This is a genomic window from Sphingopyxis sp., assembly GCF_036261875.1.
Classification (GTDB): Bacteria; Pseudomonadota; Alphaproteobacteria; order Sphingomonadales; family Sphingomonadaceae; genus Sphingopyxis.
On record NZ_DATAJZ010000013.1, the window covers coordinates 13070 to 29784 of the forward strand.

Here is a 16715-nt window from a genome sequence, read left to right on the forward strand (position 1 = left end):
GCGACATCTTCGTGTCTTTGCGTCTTCGTGCGAAATAAGCTGGCGCCATCTTCGCCCGCCGGCGCTGGGCTATGGATGCAGAAATGAGGTCGGCGGAGACGGCTTTGACGGGCGCGCTGCGAAGCTGTTATAGCCATCGGCAACGACCTTTCTCCCATTGGATACCATCATGCTGATCGCCAGCCGCAACCGCCTCGCCCGCCTCCACTATGGCCCCAACGGCTTTCGCGTGCTGTCGCCGGGCGACCATGTGCTGTGCGCGGTGACCGGGGTGCCGATCGGGCTCGACGAGCTTCGCTATTGGTCGGTCGCGCGGCAGGAGCCCTATGCGACCGCCGCGCTTTCGGTGCAGGCCGCGCTCGACAGCAAGGCATGACGCATTCGATGCGGGCGCCGCACCTGCTCGCCGCGCTGGCGCTGCTGACGGTTGCGGCCGGATGCGTGCCGGCTTCGGACGCGCCGGCGAAGCCCGCGCCGTCACCCGTGCCTTCGCCCTTCACCGACCCCGGGCCGCCGTTGCCGCCGCCGGCCGCGCCGCCGGTGCGCGCCGATTTCCTGCTGCATGGGGTCCCCGAGCAGGGTGCGGTGATGCTGGGACAGGCGCCGGGCGGGACGCGGACGCTGACGCTCGACGGCCAGCCGGTGCCGCTGGCGGGCGACGAGAGCTTCCTGATCGCCTTCGACCGCGACGCCGGCCCTTCGGCGCTGCTCGTCGCGACGCTCGCGTCGGGGCAGCGGGTCGAGCGGGTGCTGACGGTCGCCGCCGGAAGCTGGCGGATCGAGCATATCAATGCACCTTATAGAGGCGGCGCGTCGAGCGACGCCGAGTTCGCGCGGCGGCGGCCAGCCGAGCTCGCCCAGATTGCCGCGGCGCGCGCGACGCCGGTCGAATCGGACGGCTGGCGGCAGAGATTCCGCTGGCCGGTGACCGGGCGCTTCTCGGGCTTCTTCGGCTCGCAGCGCGTCTATCAGGGCAAGCCCGGCAGCTATCATAGCGGCACCGATGTCGCGGTGCCCGCGGGAACGCCTTTCTTCGCGCCCGCCGACGGGGTGGTGACGCTCGCGGCGGCGGCGCCCTTCACGCTCGAGGGCAATCTGCTGATCGTCGACCACGGCATGGGGCTGTCGAGCGCTTTCCTCCATTGCCAGCGGCTCGACGTGAAGGTCGGCGACCGGGTGACGCAGGGCCAGCAACTCGGACTCGTCGGACGGACGGGGCGAGCGACGGGACCGCATCTTCATTGGGGACTCAAGTGGCGCGACGCGCGGCTCGACCCCGGCAAGCTGGCGGGACCGATGGGCGGCTGACGCCGCGCCGCCCGTCTCGCCGGATAATTTCATCGGATATTATATTTCAGGATCGGTCCGGCCCGGACACCTTCTGTGTCGTCGCGATTCCGGTCTGTTGCAAATACGTCACAATCCGGCCTGAAACGCCCGCGAGCGGGGCAAATTTCCTTTACTCTACATGAATGAAAGACCATCCCGCACGCTATCGGGGTGTTTCGTGCGTGTGCCGGGGAAGGCGCGTGCGTGGGGGCCCGGGTATATTAATCCATCAGTAGCAAGGGACTGCACTGTGAAGAAAACCCAATATTCGAAGCTGAAATTGGGCGCCGCACCGCTGGTGCTGGGCGTCGCCCTGATTTCTGCCCCTGCCTATGCGCAGGATGCGGCCGATGAAGGCGCGACCGCCAACACGTCGGAGATCGTCGTCACCGGCTCGCTGATCCGCAACCCCAACCTCGAACAGTCCACGCCGGTCAACGTCACGACCTCGGACGTGATCGAGCTCAAGCAGTCGAACGTCGCTGAAGAAGTGCTGCGCGAAATGCCCGGCGTGGTCGCGAACATCGGTTCGGCGGTCAACAACGGCAACGGCGGCGCTTCCTACGTCGACCTTCGCGGTCTCGGTTCGACCCGCAACATCGTGCTGCTGAACGGCAACCGTGTCGCGCCTTCGGACGTCAACGGCCGCGTCGACCTCAACAACATCCCGCTCGCGCTGATCGAGCGCGTCGACGCGCTGACCGGCGCGGCGGTGACCACCTATGGCGCCGACGCGATCACCGGTGTCGTCAACTTCATCACCAAGCGCGACTTCGCTGGCCTCGAGGTTCAGGCTTCGGAGCAGCTCACCGAGCATGGTGACGGCAACGTCTTCCGCGTCGATGCCACCATCGGCGCCAACTTCGACGATGGCCGCGGCAATGCCGTGCTGAGCATCGGCTATCAGCAGGCCGATCCGGTCTACCAGGGCCAGCGTTCCTACTCGCTCGACACGCTCGACAGCTATTCGAACACCTATCAGGGTTCGGGCACGGGCGTTCCGTCGCGCTTCTCGGGCACGCGTCCGCTCGACGCCAACGGCATGCCGATCACGGACCCCGACGTCAGCAACAACGGTACGTTCCAGATCGACCCGGCCACCGGCACGGCGGTCCCGACCTTCGCGACCTACAATTTCAACCCGTTCAACATCTATCAGACGCCATTCGAGCGCTTCAACATTTACGGCCAGGCCAATTACGAGATTTCGGACGCGGTGGAGATCTACACGCGCGGCATGTTCTCGAAGAACACCGTGTCGACGATCATCGCTCCGTCGGGTTCGTTCGGCAACAGCGTGACGATCAACCTGAACAACCCGTTCCTGCCGGAAAATCTGCGGAACCAGTTCTGCGGCTTCAACACGACGCAGGCCGACGGGATCTACACTCCGCTCTACACTCCGGCGGAATGCGCCGCGGCCGCTGCCGCTCCTGGGCGGACCAATGCCGACGGGACGACGAACACGGACTATCGTGAAGTTACCGTCGCGCTGAATCGTCGTACGCCGGAAGTGGGGCCGCGCATCAGCGACTATCAGACGACCTTCTTCGATTATCGTCTGGGCCTGCGCGGCGGCATCACCGACTCGATCGACTGGAGCGTCGAGGGCGCCTATGGCGAATCCGAAAATATCCAGACGATCAAGGGCTACACGCTGCAGTCGCGGTTCCGCGAGGCGTCGCTGTCGGATGACGGCGTGACCTGCCAGAGCGGCAATTCGGACTGTGTGCCCGTCGATCTCTTCGGCCCCGAAGGCTCGATCACGCCGGCGATGGCGAAATATCTCCAGGCAAACAGCACCTCGACCAACCGCACCTCGCTGGCGCAGGCTCGGGCCATCATCTCGGGCGACCTCGGCTTTTCCTCGCCGGGCGCGACGCAGCCGATCGGTTTCGCCATCGGTGGCGAATATCGCAAGTATAAGGCGCAGCAGTCGTCCGATCTGCTGGCGAAGACGGCAGGTGAACTCGGCGGCGCCGGTGGCGCGGCTCCGGACATCGACGGCGGCTATGACGTCTACGAAGCCTATGCCGAAGTCGTTGCGCCGCTGATCGAGGACAAGCCCTTCTTCGAGAGCCTGACCGTCGAGGCCGGCATCCGCTATTCGGATTACAGCATCCAGGGCGCCGGTGGTTACAACACCACGACCTGGAAGGCTGGCGGTAGCTGGGCTCCGGGCGCGGGCGTCAAGTTCCGCGGTAACTACAGCCGTGCGGTTCGCGCGCCGAACATCGGCGAGCTGTTCACGCCGGCGACGGTTGGCCTGACCAATCTCGGCATCGACCCCTGCGCGGGCGCGGCGCCGACGACCAATGCTGACCTGCGTGCGGTTTGTATCGCGCAGGGCGCTCCGGCCGGCACGATCGGGACCATCACCAACCCGAGCGCGGCGCAGGCCAACATCACCGCGGGCGGCAACCTGAACCTGCAGCCCGAAAAGGCCGATACCTGGACGCTCGGTGTGGTCTTCCAGCCCGACTTCCTGCCGCGCTTCAACCTGTCGCTCGACTATTACAACATCAAGGTCAACGACGTGCTTGGCACGCCGCTGCCGGGCGACATCATCGGTGCCTGCTTCAACGGCCTGTCGGCGGCGAGTGCGACCGATCCGGCTTGTACGTCGATCCGTCGTAACCCGATCACCGGCGGTCTCGACGGCGATGCATCGACCACGCCTGGTCTGTTCGGTCTGACGAACAACCTGGGCCGGTTGTACACCGACGGCTTCGACCTGCTGATGAACTGGAACACCGACCTCGGCTTCGCCAATCTGAGCTGGTCGTTCGTCGGCAACTGGACGCGTCATTCGAAGTTCAACGCGAACGTGGCCGATCCCGACTCGCTGAACCGCGAATGCGTCGGCTACTACAGCGTGAACTGCTCGTTCACGGGTTCGATCCAGCCCGAGTTCCAGTTCTCGAACCGCTTCACGCTCGGCTTCGACAAGGTCGATCTGTCGCTGCTGTGGCGTTGGCAGGACGGCGTGTCGTTCGAACCTGCGCAGTTGCAGGCCGATATCGACGCGGCTCTGGGTGCCCCCGCCGATTGCCCCGATCCGACGGGCACCGATCCGGGCGGTTGCGTCGTCGATCCGCAGTTCCGCCACATCAAGGCGAAGAACTATTTCGACCTGACCGCGCGCTTCAACGTGAGCGAGAATCTGACCTTCACCGCGACGGTCCAGAACATGCTCAACCAGAAGCCGCCGATCGTCGGCAACACGATCGGTTCGACCACCTACAACAGCGGCAACACCTTCCCGTCGACCTACGACGCGCTGGGCCGCCGTTATGCGATCTCGGCGAAGCTGAAGTTCTAATCCTTCACGCTTCGGCAGGAATTGGGGGCGGGCAGCAATGTCCGCCCCTTTTTCTATGGGGATGACGAGGCCGACCTAACGACTGCTTTGGGCTGGGAAGGGGGGATAAAAACTGTCGCTCATCTGCCGCCTATAAACTTTCGTCATTCCAGACTTGATCCGGCGCTGAGAGAATGGATCCCGGATCAAGTCCGGGATGACGATGCAGGATAGGTCCGCCTCCGGTCGAAATCTGGTATGTTGAGAAATTCGCGCAGAGGCGCGGAGATCGCAGAGGCGGACGTTTCGCACAGCGAGTTTCGCGCGGGCCCGACAGGTTCGGATTTTTTGTTTCGCACAAAGACACAAAGCCACGAAGATGTCGCGATTGCCGCGAAGCGGCTTCTTTCTTTTGCGCAGCGCGAAATCGCAATGATGGATCAAAAGACGGTCTTGCGACCGCGAACTGGCTTCTTCGTGGCTTTGTGTCTTTGTGCGAAACAAATCTGACCGACATTCGCGATATGGAACTCACGTCTCCGCGTCTTCCGTGCGAACCTCTCTTCTTTTCGGGCATTCAGCCTGACGGTCCCGACCGGTCCGCAAGCGACCGAAGGGGTGGGAACGGGAACGCCAAGCCGCGGGCGTTCAGGCCGTGTGCAGTGCCCCCGGCAGCGTCAGCGGAATATTCGCCTGCTCGGCGACGGCGGCGGCCCAGGTGACGACCTGATCGATCTCCTCACCATAGGCCGTCTCGGCGGCGGCCAGATCGCGTTGCCGTTCGCCGGGCGCGAAGGCCGCGCCCGATTTGCTGTTGCGGCCGATCGCGGGATGGCCGGCAAGCGCGGTGCGGTCGCCGGCAAGGCCGAAATGGTCCATGGCGGCGGCGATTGCCGCTGCGGGGGCATCGGTAAGCCGGTCGCTGGCGAGCGTCGCGATCCGGCTGGGCATCGCCTGGGCCAGCGCCGCGAAATCCTGCTGCTGCGCCAGCCATCCGACCGCGGCCACCTGCAAATCCGACTGGCGGAAATAATCGCGCGGCTCGAAGCCGAGCTTCACGAAGCCGTCGGCCAGATAATTTTCCAGCAGTTCGCGGCACCACAGGCGGCACCACATGCCCTTGCGCGCGACCGACAGCAGGAAGTCGCGAAGCGGCGCATGAAGCAGGATCGCGCGAGCGTGCGGACGCAGCATCAACGCCCCGCGCGCGAGCGGATTGAAGACGTTCGACGGCTTGACGATCACCGCTTCGCCGGAAAGGAAGCTGCGCCCCAGCATCGCCAGCGCCTCGTCCATGACGCGGCCATGTTCGCGCGGGTCGGCGCCGCGGCGGCGCCAGCCGACCATGTCGTTCAGCAGCACCGGTTCGGACAGGCTGGTCGCGACCCCCGGCTGGTCGAACGCCTGCGCGAGCATCGTCGAGGCGCAATAGGCCGAATGAAAGAGAAAATGGATCGGCGCCTGGGCCGTGCCGATCGCGTCCCGGCAATCGGTTCGGCGCAAAATGACAGGCGCAGCCTCGGTGCCGAGGTGCTGATCGGTCAGGAAGGGAACCGCGCCGCGCGCCGCGCGTGCGACCCGGCGGAAATGGAAGGCATCGTGGCCGGGATCATAGCGATGCGCGAGCCATTCGGCGTCTGCGACGATGGCGGTCACGGAAGGCGCGGCTTGCATTGATCGACCTTGCCGATTGTCCCTGCCGATGGCAAGCATCGGCCATGACCAGCCCGTCGCCGCCGCCCGCCGCCGCCGCCGCCAATCGCCTCGGTATTGCCGCCCTGCAGGCTGGGGATGCGGCGGCTGCGTCGCGGCATTTCGCAGCGGCCGTCGCGGACGATCCCCATTCGGGCGCGCTGCAGCGCAATCTCGCATCGGCCTGGCGGGCGCTGGGCGACGATGCGCGCGAGCTTGCCGCACTCGATGCGGCCCTCGCGATCGACCAGCGCGACCTGATGGCCTGGCTTCGCAAGGCCGAACGGCATGAAGCGCGCGATGAAAAGGGGGCTGCGCTCGCGGCATGGAGCGCGGCGGTCAGCCTGGGCGCCCAGCTCCAGCCCGTGCCCGAGCCGCTTGCGCCCTTGCTCGCGCACGGGTCGGCGTTCATCGCGGGCGCGACGGGGGCGATGTTCGATGCCGCGACCGCCGCCATCGCGCCGATGCGCGATGGTCTGTCGGAGACCGAGATCCGGCGCGGCGATGCTTTCGTTGCCGCTGCGCTCGGCCGCCGCCGCATTTATCAGAATCAGTGCGCGGGCGTGCAATATCCGTTTCTGCCCGCCGACGAGTTTTTCGACCGGGGCCATTTCCCCTGGCTGACGGCGATCGAGGCGCAGAGCGATGCGATCCGGGCCGAGCTGACCGCCTTGCTCGACGATCCGGGCGAAGCGCTCCGCCCCTATGTCCGCATGGATGCCGGAACGCCCGATTCCCTCTGGTCGTCGCTCGACAATAAGCTCGATTGGGGGGCTTGCTTCCTGTGGGAATATGGCGAACCCAACCAGCCGGTCCTCGACCGCTGCCCGGTGACGGCGGCCGCGCTTGCCGCGATTCCGGGCGAGCCTATTCCCGGCCGAACGCCGAGCGCCTTTTTCTCGATGCTTCGTCCGCATACGCGCATCCCTCCGCATACCGGGGTCACCAACACCCGCGCCATCGTCCACCTGCCGTTGATCGTTCCGCCGGGCTGCGGCTTTCGGGTCGGCGGCGAAACGAGGGTCTGGGAGGAAGGGCGCGCCTTCGTGTTCGACGACACGATCGAGCATGAAGCGTGGAACGACAGCGACGCGCTTCGCGCCGTGCTGATCTTCGACGTCTGGAACCCGCATCTTTCGAACGGCGAGCGCGAGCTTTTGCGCCGCTATTTCGCGGCGGCCGACGCGTCGGGGTTCGCGATTCCGCGTTGAGCGGGGCCCGTTCGGTTCGCGCCTGTCACCGGGCGAAATTCAGCTTTGCGAAAGCCCCCGCCGCCCATATGATATCACCCAGAGGCTGCGGGTTTATGCCCGTGGTAGGAGGATTTGCATGACCAAGATTTTGCCCGCGATCATCGCCGTGGCCCTGCTGGCTGCGCCTGCCGCGTTCGCGGCGGAACCCGTCGCGCCGGATGACCGTGCGCCGCCGGCCAAGACGCCCTCGCTGATGACGCCGACCGAGATCAAGGCGTATAACGAGGGACTGGCGATGACCCATCCCTATTATATCAAGTGCCGCAAGACGCTCGAGATCGGCTCGCTGGTGAAGAAGAACCGCGTCTGCCACACCAACGCGGAATGGAAGGTGGTGCTCGAGAAAGGCGCGACCGACGCCCGCGAAACGGCCGAGGCGATGCAGAGCAAGGCGGGCAACACCAGCAACTGATCGCGATCCGGCCGGATCGAGTGAAAATGGGCGGCGTTTCCGCCGCCCTTTTTGCGCGTCTGTTTATGCCGGCGTCAGCGTCAACGCGCCGTCGCCTTCGTCGACCCGGATCGTCGATCCGTCCTTGACCTCGCCCTTCAGGATCAGGTCGGCGAGCGGGTCCTGCAGATATTTCTGCACCGCGCGCTTGAGCGGCCGCGCGCCATAGACGGGATCATAGCCGACGCGGCCGAGCCACGCGCGCGCGGCGTCGGTGAGGTCGAGCGTCACCTTGCGGTCGGCGAGCAGCTTCTGGACGCGCGCCACCTGGATATCGACGATGCCGCCCATATGCTGCTGCGCGAGGCGGTGGAAAAGCACGATCTCGTCGAGCCGGTTCAGGAACTCTGGCCGGAAATGCGCGCGCACGACCTCCATGACGGCGGGTTCGGCCTGTTCGACCGGCGCGTCGTCGGGAAGCGCGGCGATCGCCTGGCTGCCGAGGTTCGAGGTCAGGATGATCAGCGTGTTGGTGAAGTCGACCGTGCGGCCCTGCCCGTCGGTCAGCCGCCCGTCGTCGAGCACCTGGAGCAGGATGTTGAACACGTCGCCATGCGCTTTCTCGACCTCGTCGAAGAGGACGACCTGATAGGGCCGGCGGCGCACCGCTTCGGTGAGCACGCCGCCTTCCTCATAGCCGACATAGCCCGGAGGCGCGCCGATCAGCCGCGACACGGCGTGCTTCTCCATGAACTCCGACATGTCGATGCGGACCATCGCATTGTCGTCGTCGAACAGGAAGCGCGCGAGCGCTTTGGTGAGTTCGGTCTTGCCGACGCCCGTCGGGCCGAGGAAGAGGAACGAACCCAAGGGCCGGTTTGGATCCTGTAGCCCGGCGCGCGCGCGGCGGACCGCGGTCGAGACGGCGCGTACCGCTTCGTCCTGGCCGATGACGCGCTGGCCCAGCGTATCTTCCATGCCGAGCAGTTTCTCACGCTCGCCCTCCATCATCCGGTCGACCGGGATGCCGGTCCAGCGGCTGACCACGGCGGCGATGTCGTCGGCGGTGACCTCCTCGCGCAGCATCGCATTGCCCGAAGCGGCCTCAGCCTCCTCGAGCTGCTTTTCGAGGCTCGGGATGGTGCCGTAGCTGAGCTCGCCCGCCTTGCCGAGGTCGCCTGCGCGCTGCGCCTGGTCGAGCTGGCTGCGCGCGGCGTCGAGCTGTTCCTTGATCTTCGCCTCGGCGTGGATCTTGTCCTTTTCGGCCTGCCACTTCTGCGTGAGCTCGCTCGACTGCTGTTCGAGGTTCGCGAGCTCGGCACGCAGCTTGTCGAGCCGGTCCTTCGATGCGGCGTCGGTCTCCTTGGTCAGCGCCGCTTCCTCGATCTTCATCTGGATGATGCGGCGGTCGAGATTCTCGATCTCTTCGGGCTTCGATTCGACCTCCATGCGGATGCGGCTCGCGGCCTCGTCCATCAGGTCGATCGCCTTGTCGGGCAGGAAGCGGTCGGAGATGTAGCGGTTCGACAGCGTTGCGGCGGCGACGATCGCGCCGTCGGTGATCCTGACGCCGTGGTGCAGCTCATATTTCTCCTTGAGCCCGCGCAGGATCGAGATCGAATCCTCGACGGTCGGTTCGCCGACGAAGACGGGCTGGAAGCGCCGCTGGAGCGCGGGGTCCTTTTCGACATATTTGCGATATTCGTCGAGCGTCGTCGCGCCGATGCAGTGGAGTTCGCCGCGCGCGAGCGCGGGCTTGAGCAGGTTCGAGGCGTCCATCGCGCCGTCGCCCTTGCCCGCGCCGACCAGCGTGTGCATCTCGTCGATGAAGAGGATGATTTCGCCCTCGGCCGATTTCACTTCGTCGAGCACGCCCTTCAGCCGCTCCTCGAACTCGCCGCGATATTTGGCGCCCGCGATCAGCGCGCCCATGTCGAGCGCGAGCAGGCGGCGGTCCTTGAGGCTGTCGGGCACGTCGCCATTGGCGATTCGGAGGGCAAGGCCCTCGGCGATCGCGGTCTTGCCGACGCCGGGTTCGCCGATGAGGACCGGGTTGTTCTTGGTGCGGCGCGCGAGGATCTGCACGGTGCGGCGGATTTCCTCGTCGCGGCCGATGACCGGGTCGAGCTTGCCTTCGCGCGCGACTTCGGTGAGGTCGCGGGCATATTTGTTGAGCGCTTCGAAACTATCCTCGGCGCCCGCCGTATCGGCGGTGCGGCCACGGCGCAGTTCGTTGATGACATTATTCAGCGCGTCGGCCTTTAGCCCCGCATCGGCGAAGGCCTTGCCGACCGGGGTGTTCGTCGCCAGCACCATCGCGAGCAGCAGCCGTTCGACGGTGACGAAACCGTCGCCGGCCTTCTCGGCGAGCTGTTCGGCCTGGTCGAGCAGGCGCACCGCATCATTGTCGAGGCCGGGCGTCGCCTGCGCGCCCGATCCCGACACCGCGGGAACCTTGGCGAGCAGCGCGTCGATGGCCGAGGTGGCGCGCGCGGCATCGCCGCCAGCGCGCTGGATCAGCCCCGCGGCCATGCCTTCCTTGTCCTCGAGCAGCGCTTTCGCGATATGCTCGGGGCTGATCCGCTGATGGTTCATGCGGATCGCAATCGTCTGCGCCGACTGGAGGAATCCCTTGGCGCGGTCGGTAAATTTTTCGAGGTTCATGTAAGTAAGCCCCTTTCTCGCCGTCAGAGATAGTGTTGCCGTTTTGCAACACAAGGGTGTGGTTGGAGATTCACGCGGAGGTGCTGATGCGGTTTATACAGCCTCCTCTCCAATGCTGAACCCTTCGACAGGCTCAGGACAGGCTTGTTTCAGCCATGACCTGTGCTTTCGTCAGGCGCTGCGCTTTTTGTTTCGCACGAAGACACAAAGCCACGAAGATGTCTCGCTTGCCGCAAAGCGGCTTCCTCTCTCGACATCGCGGTAGGACGCGCCGTTACAAAGAATATGAGGCCTGTCGGCCCAAGCCGTCTTCTTCGTGGCTTTGTGTCTTTGTGCGAAACATAGCTGGCGCGGCTCTATCAGACGAGCGCCGGGCCATGGATGCTGAAACTAGGTCCGCATGACGAAGGTGGAGCAACGGCTTGCCATCGCACCATTCGCCCGCCACACATCGCAGCCGACAACAGGGCAGCCGAAGACAGGAAGGAAGACGATATGCTGCGACGGGCTTTGCTGGGACTGGTCCTGTTGCTCGCGGCGGTGCTGGCCGGGCTTGCGGTGTGGGAGCCGCTGACCGCCGAGGCGCCCGCCGCGCCCGCTTTCAAGCCGACCGACGTGCAGATCGCGCGCGACAAATTCGGGGTGCCGCATATCTTTGGGCGCACCGACGCCGACGTTGCCTATGGCGTCGCTTACGCTCATGCCGAGGATGATTTTTCGACCTTGCAGGAAGTGCTGGCGATGACGCGCGGGCGCGCGGGGGCGATGCTCGGCGCGGACGGCGCGAAGGTCGATTATGCCGAAGCGCTGCTCGGCGTTCGCGCGACGACCGCGCGCGACTGGCCGCAGCTTCCCGAGGATGTGCGAAAACTCTTCACCGCCTATGCCGCGGGGCTCAACCATTATGCCGACAAGCATCCGGACGAAGTGCGATTGTCGGGGCTGTTCCCGGTGGCCGGGGAGGACGTCGTCGCGGGCTTCGTGCTGCGCTCGCCCTTCTTCTTCGGGCTTGATTCGGTGCTCGGCGGGCTGACCGAGGACAAGGTGCTGGGGCGTGAGGGCGGGCCATCGCTCGACGCCAAAGGCAAGCTGGTGCCGCGCGAGCTGACCCCGGTCGGGCGCGATCCCGAAGCGAACGGGTCGAACGGTTTCGCGGTCGCGCCGTCGCGTTCGACCGACGGCGCGACGCGGCTCGTCTCCAACTCGCATCAGCCGTGGACCGGCGGCGTCGCGTGGTACGAGTTGGTCGTGCATTCGGGCGAGGGATGGGATTTCGCGGGCGCGAATTTCCCCGGCTCGCCGTATCCTTTCCTCGGCCACAATAAATATCTCGGCTGGACCAACACGGTGAACCGACCCGACCTGATCGACATCTACAAGCTGGTGCTCGACGAGAGCGGCAAGAACTACCGTTTTGACGGCAAATGGCGGCCGCTCGAAGAAAAGCGCATCTGGCTGCGCGTCAAATATGGGCCGTTCGTGATCCCGGTGCCGCGCACCATCTATCGCTCGGTGCAGGGGCCGGTGATCGTGAACGCCAAGGGTGCCTTCGCGATCCGCTATGCCGGGATGGATCAGGCGAAGATGGTCACCCAATATTATCGGCTCAACAAGGCGCGCAATTTCGCCGAATGGCGCGCGGCGATGGCCGGGCAGGGGGTGCCCGCGACGAATTTCATCTATGCCGATGCCAAGGGCAATATCGGGATGTTCTACAACGCGATGTTTCCCGACCGGCCCGCGGGCTTCAACTGGCGCGGCGTCCTGCCGGGCGATACCTCGGCCGATGTGTGGACGAAGACGCTGCCGTTCGACCGCGTGCCGGCGCTGGTCAATCCGCGCTCGGGCTATGTGATGAACGCGAACAACACGCCATGGGTCGCGGCGGGGCCGGGCGACGAGCTCGACCCGGCGGCCTTTTCGCCGCTGCTCGGCATCGAGGACGACATGACCAACCGCGCGACGCGGCTGATCGCGCTGTTCGAGGCGTCGGGACAGATCGACGAGGCGCGGCTGAAGGCGATCAAATACGACACCGCCTATGCGAAGACCGGCTATGCCAAGGCGTGGATCGACCGGCTGCTCGCGCTCGATACCAAGGGCGACCCGGCGCTGGCCGAGGCGCAGGATCTGCTGCGCAAATGGGACTGGACTCTCGACGGCAAGGGCAAGGGCGATGCGCTCGCGCTGATGGTGCTGCGCCCGGCGAACGGCAGCCATTATCAGCGCAAGGCCGACCCCGACCCGCGCCAGGTGCTGAGCGAGACGGTCGCGCACCTGCAGGAGCATTTCGCGGGGCTCGACCCCAAGCTCGGCACCGTGCTGCGGCTGCGTCACGGCGAGGGCGCCCACCGCGTCGACCTGCCGCTCGACGGCGGCAATGACACGGTGCGCGCTTCGACCCTGTGGGATGTCGAGCCCGACGGGCGGCTCAAGGTGCGCCACGGCGACAGCTTCATCATGTTCGTGACCTGGGACAAGGCGGGGCAGGTGCATTCGGAATCGATCCAGCCCTTCGGCGCCGCGACGACGCGGCCCGACAGCCCGCATTACAACGATCAGGCGCCTCTGTTCGTCGCGCACCGGTTGAAGCCGGTGTTGTTCGATCCGGCGGCGCTGAGGGCCAGCGGAGCGCGCTTCTATCGGCCTTGAATGCGGCGGAGGACTGTCCTAAACCGCTGATACAGTGCCGTTCGGCACGGGTCGTTAGCAAGCCGTCCGCGCCTGCGCTCGCCATCCGAGAGGAAGTTCATGCCCCGTTTTCATCGATTCGCCATCGCCCTTGCCCTGTCGACCTCGCTCGTCGCCGCCGGTCCGGCGCTCGCCAAGGCAAAGGAGGCGAAGCCCGCCCCGATCGCCGAACTCGTGAAGGCGGTCGACATCCCCTATCAGAGCTTCACGCTCGACAACGGCCTGCGCGTCATCGTCCACGAGGATCACAAGGCGCCGGTCGTCGCGGTGTCGGTCTGGTACCGCGTCGGGTCGAAGAACGAGCCCGCGGGCAAGACGGGCTTCGCGCACCTGTTCGAACATCTGATGTTCAACGGGTCCGAAAATGCGCCCGGCGATTTCTTCGAGCCGCTGCAACAGGTCGGCGCGACCGATTTCAACGGCACGACCAACGTCGACCGCACCAATTATTTCGAGACGGTGCCGACCGGCGCGCTCGACCGCGCGCTGTTCCTCGAAAGCGATCGCATGGGGCATCTGCTCGGCGGCATCACGCAGGAGAAGCTCGATAACCAGCGCGGCGTCGTCCAGAATGAAAAGCGCCAGGGCGACAATAATCCCTATGGGCTGCTGCGCTACGAGATTTTCGAGAATCTGTTCCCCAAGGGCCATCCCTATCATCACAGCACGATCGGTTCGATGACCGACCTCAATACGGCGAGCCTCGCCGACGTGAAGAAGTGGTTCACCGACAATTACGGCCCGAACAACGCCGTTCTCGTGCTCGCCGGCGATGTCGACCTGGCGACCGCCAAGGCGAAGGTGACCGAATGGTTCGGCGACATTCCGCGCGGGCCGCAGGTGAAGGCGCCTGAAACCTCGGTCCCGACGCTGCCCGCGCCGCTCGCGAAAGAGGTCAAGGACCTGATCCCGACCACGCGCATCTATCGCATGTGGGCGATCCCGGGGCTCAACGACGCCGACGCGGTGGCGCTGCAGATGGCGACCACGGTGCTCGGCGGGCTGTCCTCGTCGCGGCTCGACAATGCGATGGTGCGCAAGGACCCGGTCGCGGTCAGCGTCGCCGCGGGCACGCAGACGCTGGAGGATGCGGGATTCCTGATCGTCCAGGCCGATGTGAAGCCGGGGGTCGATCCGAAGGTCGTCGCCGACAAGCTCGATGCCCAGATCGCGGACTTTCTCGCGACCGGCCCGACCGCCGACGAATTGCAGCGCGCGGCGGCGAGCTATCTCGGCGGCACGATCGCGGGGCTCGAATCGGTCGGGGGCTTCGGCGGCAAGGCGGTGACGCTGGCCGAGGGCGCGCTCTATTCGAACGATCCCGCCTATTACAAGACCGAGCTCGACCGGCTCGCCAAGGCGACGCCCGAGCAGGTGAAGGCGGTCGCGAACAAATGGATGTCGCGCCCGGTCTTTTCGCTGACCTACACGCCGGGCGAGCGCACCGAGGGCGGTGAGAACCGCGGCGGCGCGGTGACCGATGCGAAGGCTATCGGCGTCGCGCCCGACCGGTACTGGAACGCGGCGCTCGGCGATGTCGGCCCCGACAGCAGCGCCGTGGGCGCGACCTCGATCGCCGACCGGTCGCAGATGCCGGCGGTCGCCGATCTGAAGGCGCTCGATTTCCCGGCGATCGAGCGGGCGAAGCTCAAGAACGGCATCGAAGTCGTCTTCGCGCGTCGCACGACGGTGCCGACGGTGCAGGTCGCGGTCAGCTTCGACGCGGGATATGCTGCCGATCCGCACGATGCGCTCGGCACTCAGTCGCTGATGCTCAGCCTGATGGACGAGGGCACGACGAGCAAGGATTCGATCGCCTTCGCCGAAGCCAAGGAGCGCCTCGGCGCGCAGATCGACGGGTCGGCGAGCGCCGATGATACGGTGTTCAGCCTGTTCGCGCTGAAGCCGAATCTGACGCCGTCGCTCGGCCTGCTCGCCGATTATATCCGCAACCCCGCCTTCGACGCGAAGGAACTCGAGCGCGTGCGCGCGCAGCAGCTCAACCGGCTGAAGGCCGAACTCAACAACCCCAATGCGATCGCCGGCCGCGTGCTGATGCCCGCGCTCTATGGCGCCGATCATCCCTATGGCATCCCGCCGTCGGGCCTGGGCGACGCGGCGGCGGTGACCGCGGCGACGCGCGATCAACTCGCGGCGTTCCACGACGCATGGGTCCGCCCCGACAATGCGCGCATCTTCGTCGTCGGCGACACGACGCTGAAGGAGATCACCAAGGCGCTCGATGCCGCCTTTGGCGACTGGAAGGCGCCCGCCGGCGCCAAGCCCGAAAAGCATTTCGAGATCGCGATCCCGAAGCCGCAGCCGCGCATCCTGCTCGTCGACCGGCCGAAATCGCCGCAGTCGGTGATCCTCGCCGGCAAGGTGCTGGACGCGAAGGGCGGCGACAAGCTGGAGGTGTTGCGGTCGGCGAACGACATCTTCGGCGGCGACTTCCTGTCGCGTTTCAACATGGACCTGCGCGAGACCAAGGGCTGGTCCTATGGCGTGCGCTCGCGCATCACCTCCGACCAGGACCGGGTGAGCTGGATCGTCTCGGCGCCGGTGCAGGCCGACCGCACCGGCGATTCGATCAAGGCGTTCCAGACGGATCTTACGGAATTCCTCGGCGACAAGGGCGTCACCAAGGAAGAGCTGGAGCGGACGGTGAACGGCAGCGTCCGCGAACTGCCGGGCAGCTTCGAAACGTCGGGCGACGTCCTCGGTGGGATGCGCCAGATCGTGAAATTCGGCCGCCCCGACAATTATTACGAGACGCTGCCCGCGACCTATGAGGCGATGACGACCGCCGAGGTCGATGCCGCGGCGCGGAAGGCGCTCAGCACAGGCGATCTCGTCTATGTCGTGGTCGGCGACGCTGCGGTGGTGAAACCGCAGCTTGACGGACTGGGCCTGCCGGTGGAAATAGCGAAACCCGCTAACTAACATTGGTTTCAGTAGGAGAGGTTTATGTCTGGAGTCGACGGCAATTATGATTGCGTCACCAAGTCGCCGATGGGCGACCAGAAATCGGTCTTCACGGTGAAGAGCGACGGCGACAGCTTCACCGGCCAGAACGCTGGGGCGATGGGGTCGCTTGACGTCGAGAATGGCAAGGTCGACGGCAATAAGCTGACCTGGACCATGAACATGAAGGTGCCGATGCCGATGACGCTGGAGGCCGAAGCGACGATCGACGGCGACACGCTGACCGGCACGATCAAGGCCGGCCCGTTCGGCTCGATGGCGATGACCGGCACGCGCCAGGCCTGATTTTATCAGGGTTAGGAATGGAAAGGGCCGCTCCCGGTTGGGGGCGGCCCTTTTTCGTGGGCGCATGTCGCGCGGGTTTCGCTGACGGTTGGGGGGGGGGCGGACATTGCCCAACCACTCTCGT

General features: G+C 65.6%; 10 protein-coding genes. 8 read left to right on the forward strand and 2 right to left on the reverse strand.

Annotation, left to right across the window (positions count from 1 at the left end):
* The first annotated feature begins 169 nt into the window (after positions 1 to 169).
* The 3 genes from VHO04_RS07030 (at position 170) to VHO04_RS07040 (ending at position 4651) form a co-directional block, all read left to right on the forward strand.
* Positions 170 to 376 carry a DUF2093 domain-containing protein gene (locus VHO04_RS07030; RefSeq protein ID WP_105998869.1) on the forward strand — a complete coding sequence of 69 codons (207 nt, stop codon included), beginning with the start codon at positions 170 to 172 and terminating at the stop codon, positions 374 to 376.
* Entirely contained in the window at positions 373 to 1308 is a 936-nt protein-coding gene (locus VHO04_RS07035) for a M23 family metallopeptidase (protein WP_329627653.1), read from the forward strand. Before VHO04_RS07030 ends, VHO04_RS07035 begins: the two co-directional genes overlap by 4 nt.
* 271 nt (positions 1309 to 1579) lie before the next feature.
* A complete protein-coding gene (locus VHO04_RS07040) occupies positions 1580 to 4651 on the forward strand; it encodes a TonB-dependent receptor domain-containing protein (RefSeq protein ID WP_329627654.1) in 3072 nt (1023 codons plus the stop codon).
* A 627-nt stretch (positions 4652 to 5278) separates the two neighbouring features.
* Here VHO04_RS07040 and VHO04_RS07045 read toward each other — a convergent pair.
* Positions 5279 to 6286: a hypothetical protein gene (locus VHO04_RS07045; protein ID WP_329627655.1), complete on the reverse strand. Its 1008-nt coding sequence runs from the start codon at positions 6284 to 6286 to the stop codon at positions 5279 to 5281.
* Positions 6287 to 6348: 62 nt separating this feature from the next.
* Here VHO04_RS07045 and VHO04_RS07050 point away from each other — a divergent pair, with 62 nt between their 5' ends.
* Positions 6349 to 7533, forward strand: a complete 1185-nt coding sequence (locus VHO04_RS07050; RefSeq protein WP_329627656.1) for an aspartyl/asparaginyl beta-hydroxylase domain-containing protein — start codon at positions 6349 to 6351, stop codon at positions 7531 to 7533.
* A gap of 118 nt (positions 7534 to 7651) precedes the next feature.
* Positions 7652 to 7987, forward strand: coding sequence for a hypothetical protein (locus VHO04_RS07055; RefSeq protein ID WP_329627657.1), 336 nt, complete (start codon positions 7652 to 7654; stop codon positions 7985 to 7987).
* A gap of 63 nt (positions 7988 to 8050) precedes the next feature.
* On the opposite strand, the gene clpB is transcribed toward VHO04_RS07055, so the two are convergent.
* A complete protein-coding gene (clpB, locus tag VHO04_RS07060; protein WP_329627658.1) occupies positions 8051 to 10630 on the reverse strand; it encodes an ATP-dependent chaperone ClpB in 2580 nt (859 codons plus the stop codon).
* 495 nt (positions 10631 to 11125) lie between these two features.
* Between clpB and VHO04_RS07065 the strand changes: the two genes are divergently transcribed.
* The 3 genes from VHO04_RS07065 to VHO04_RS07075 all read left to right on the forward strand — a co-directional run bounded on the left by VHO04_RS07065 (position 11126) and on the right by VHO04_RS07075 (position 16591).
* A complete protein-coding gene (locus tag VHO04_RS07065; protein WP_329627659.1) occupies positions 11126 to 13282 on the forward strand; it encodes an acylase in 2157 nt (718 codons plus the stop codon).
* A 99-nt stretch (positions 13283 to 13381) separates the two neighbouring features.
* On the forward strand, positions 13382 to 16264 hold the full coding sequence (locus VHO04_RS07070; RefSeq protein ID WP_329627660.1) for a pitrilysin family protein: 2883 nt from the start codon (positions 13382 to 13384) through the stop codon (positions 16262 to 16264).
* A 24-nt stretch (positions 16265 to 16288) separates the two neighbouring features.
* Positions 16289 to 16591: a hypothetical protein gene (locus VHO04_RS07075; RefSeq protein WP_257545602.1), complete on the forward strand. Its 303-nt coding sequence runs from the start codon at positions 16289 to 16291 to the stop codon at positions 16589 to 16591.
* Positions 16592 to 16715 lie beyond the last annotated feature (124 nt).

Bases quoted from the DNA above. Each gene is read 5' to 3' on its own strand.
- VHO04_RS07030 (WP_105998869.1), top strand. From the start codon at position 170: ATGCTGATCGCCAGCCGCAACCGCCTCGCCCGCCTCCACTATGGCCCC.
- VHO04_RS07065 (WP_329627659.1), top strand. From the start codon at position 11,126: ATGCTGCGACGGGCTTTGCTGGGACTGGTCCTGTTGCTCGCGGCGGTG.
- VHO04_RS07075 (WP_257545602.1), top strand. From the start codon at position 16,289: ATGTCTGGAGTCGACGGCAATTATGATTGCGTCACCAAGTCGCCGATG.
- VHO04_RS07050 (WP_329627656.1), top strand. From the start codon at position 6,349: ATGACCAGCCCGTCGCCGCCGCCCGCCGCCGCCGCCGCCAATCGCCTC.
- VHO04_RS07070 (WP_329627660.1), top strand. From the start codon at position 13,382: ATGCCCCGTTTTCATCGATTCGCCATCGCCCTTGCCCTGTCGACCTCG.
- VHO04_RS07035 (WP_329627653.1), top strand. From the start codon at position 373: ATGACGCATTCGATGCGGGCGCCGCACCTGCTCGCCGCGCTGGCGCTG.
- VHO04_RS07055 (WP_329627657.1), top strand. From the start codon at position 7,652: ATGACCAAGATTTTGCCCGCGATCATCGCCGTGGCCCTGCTGGCTGCG.
- clpB (WP_329627658.1), bottom strand. From the start codon at position 10,630: ATGAACCTCGAAAAATTTACCGACCGCGCCAAGGGATTCCTCCAGTCG.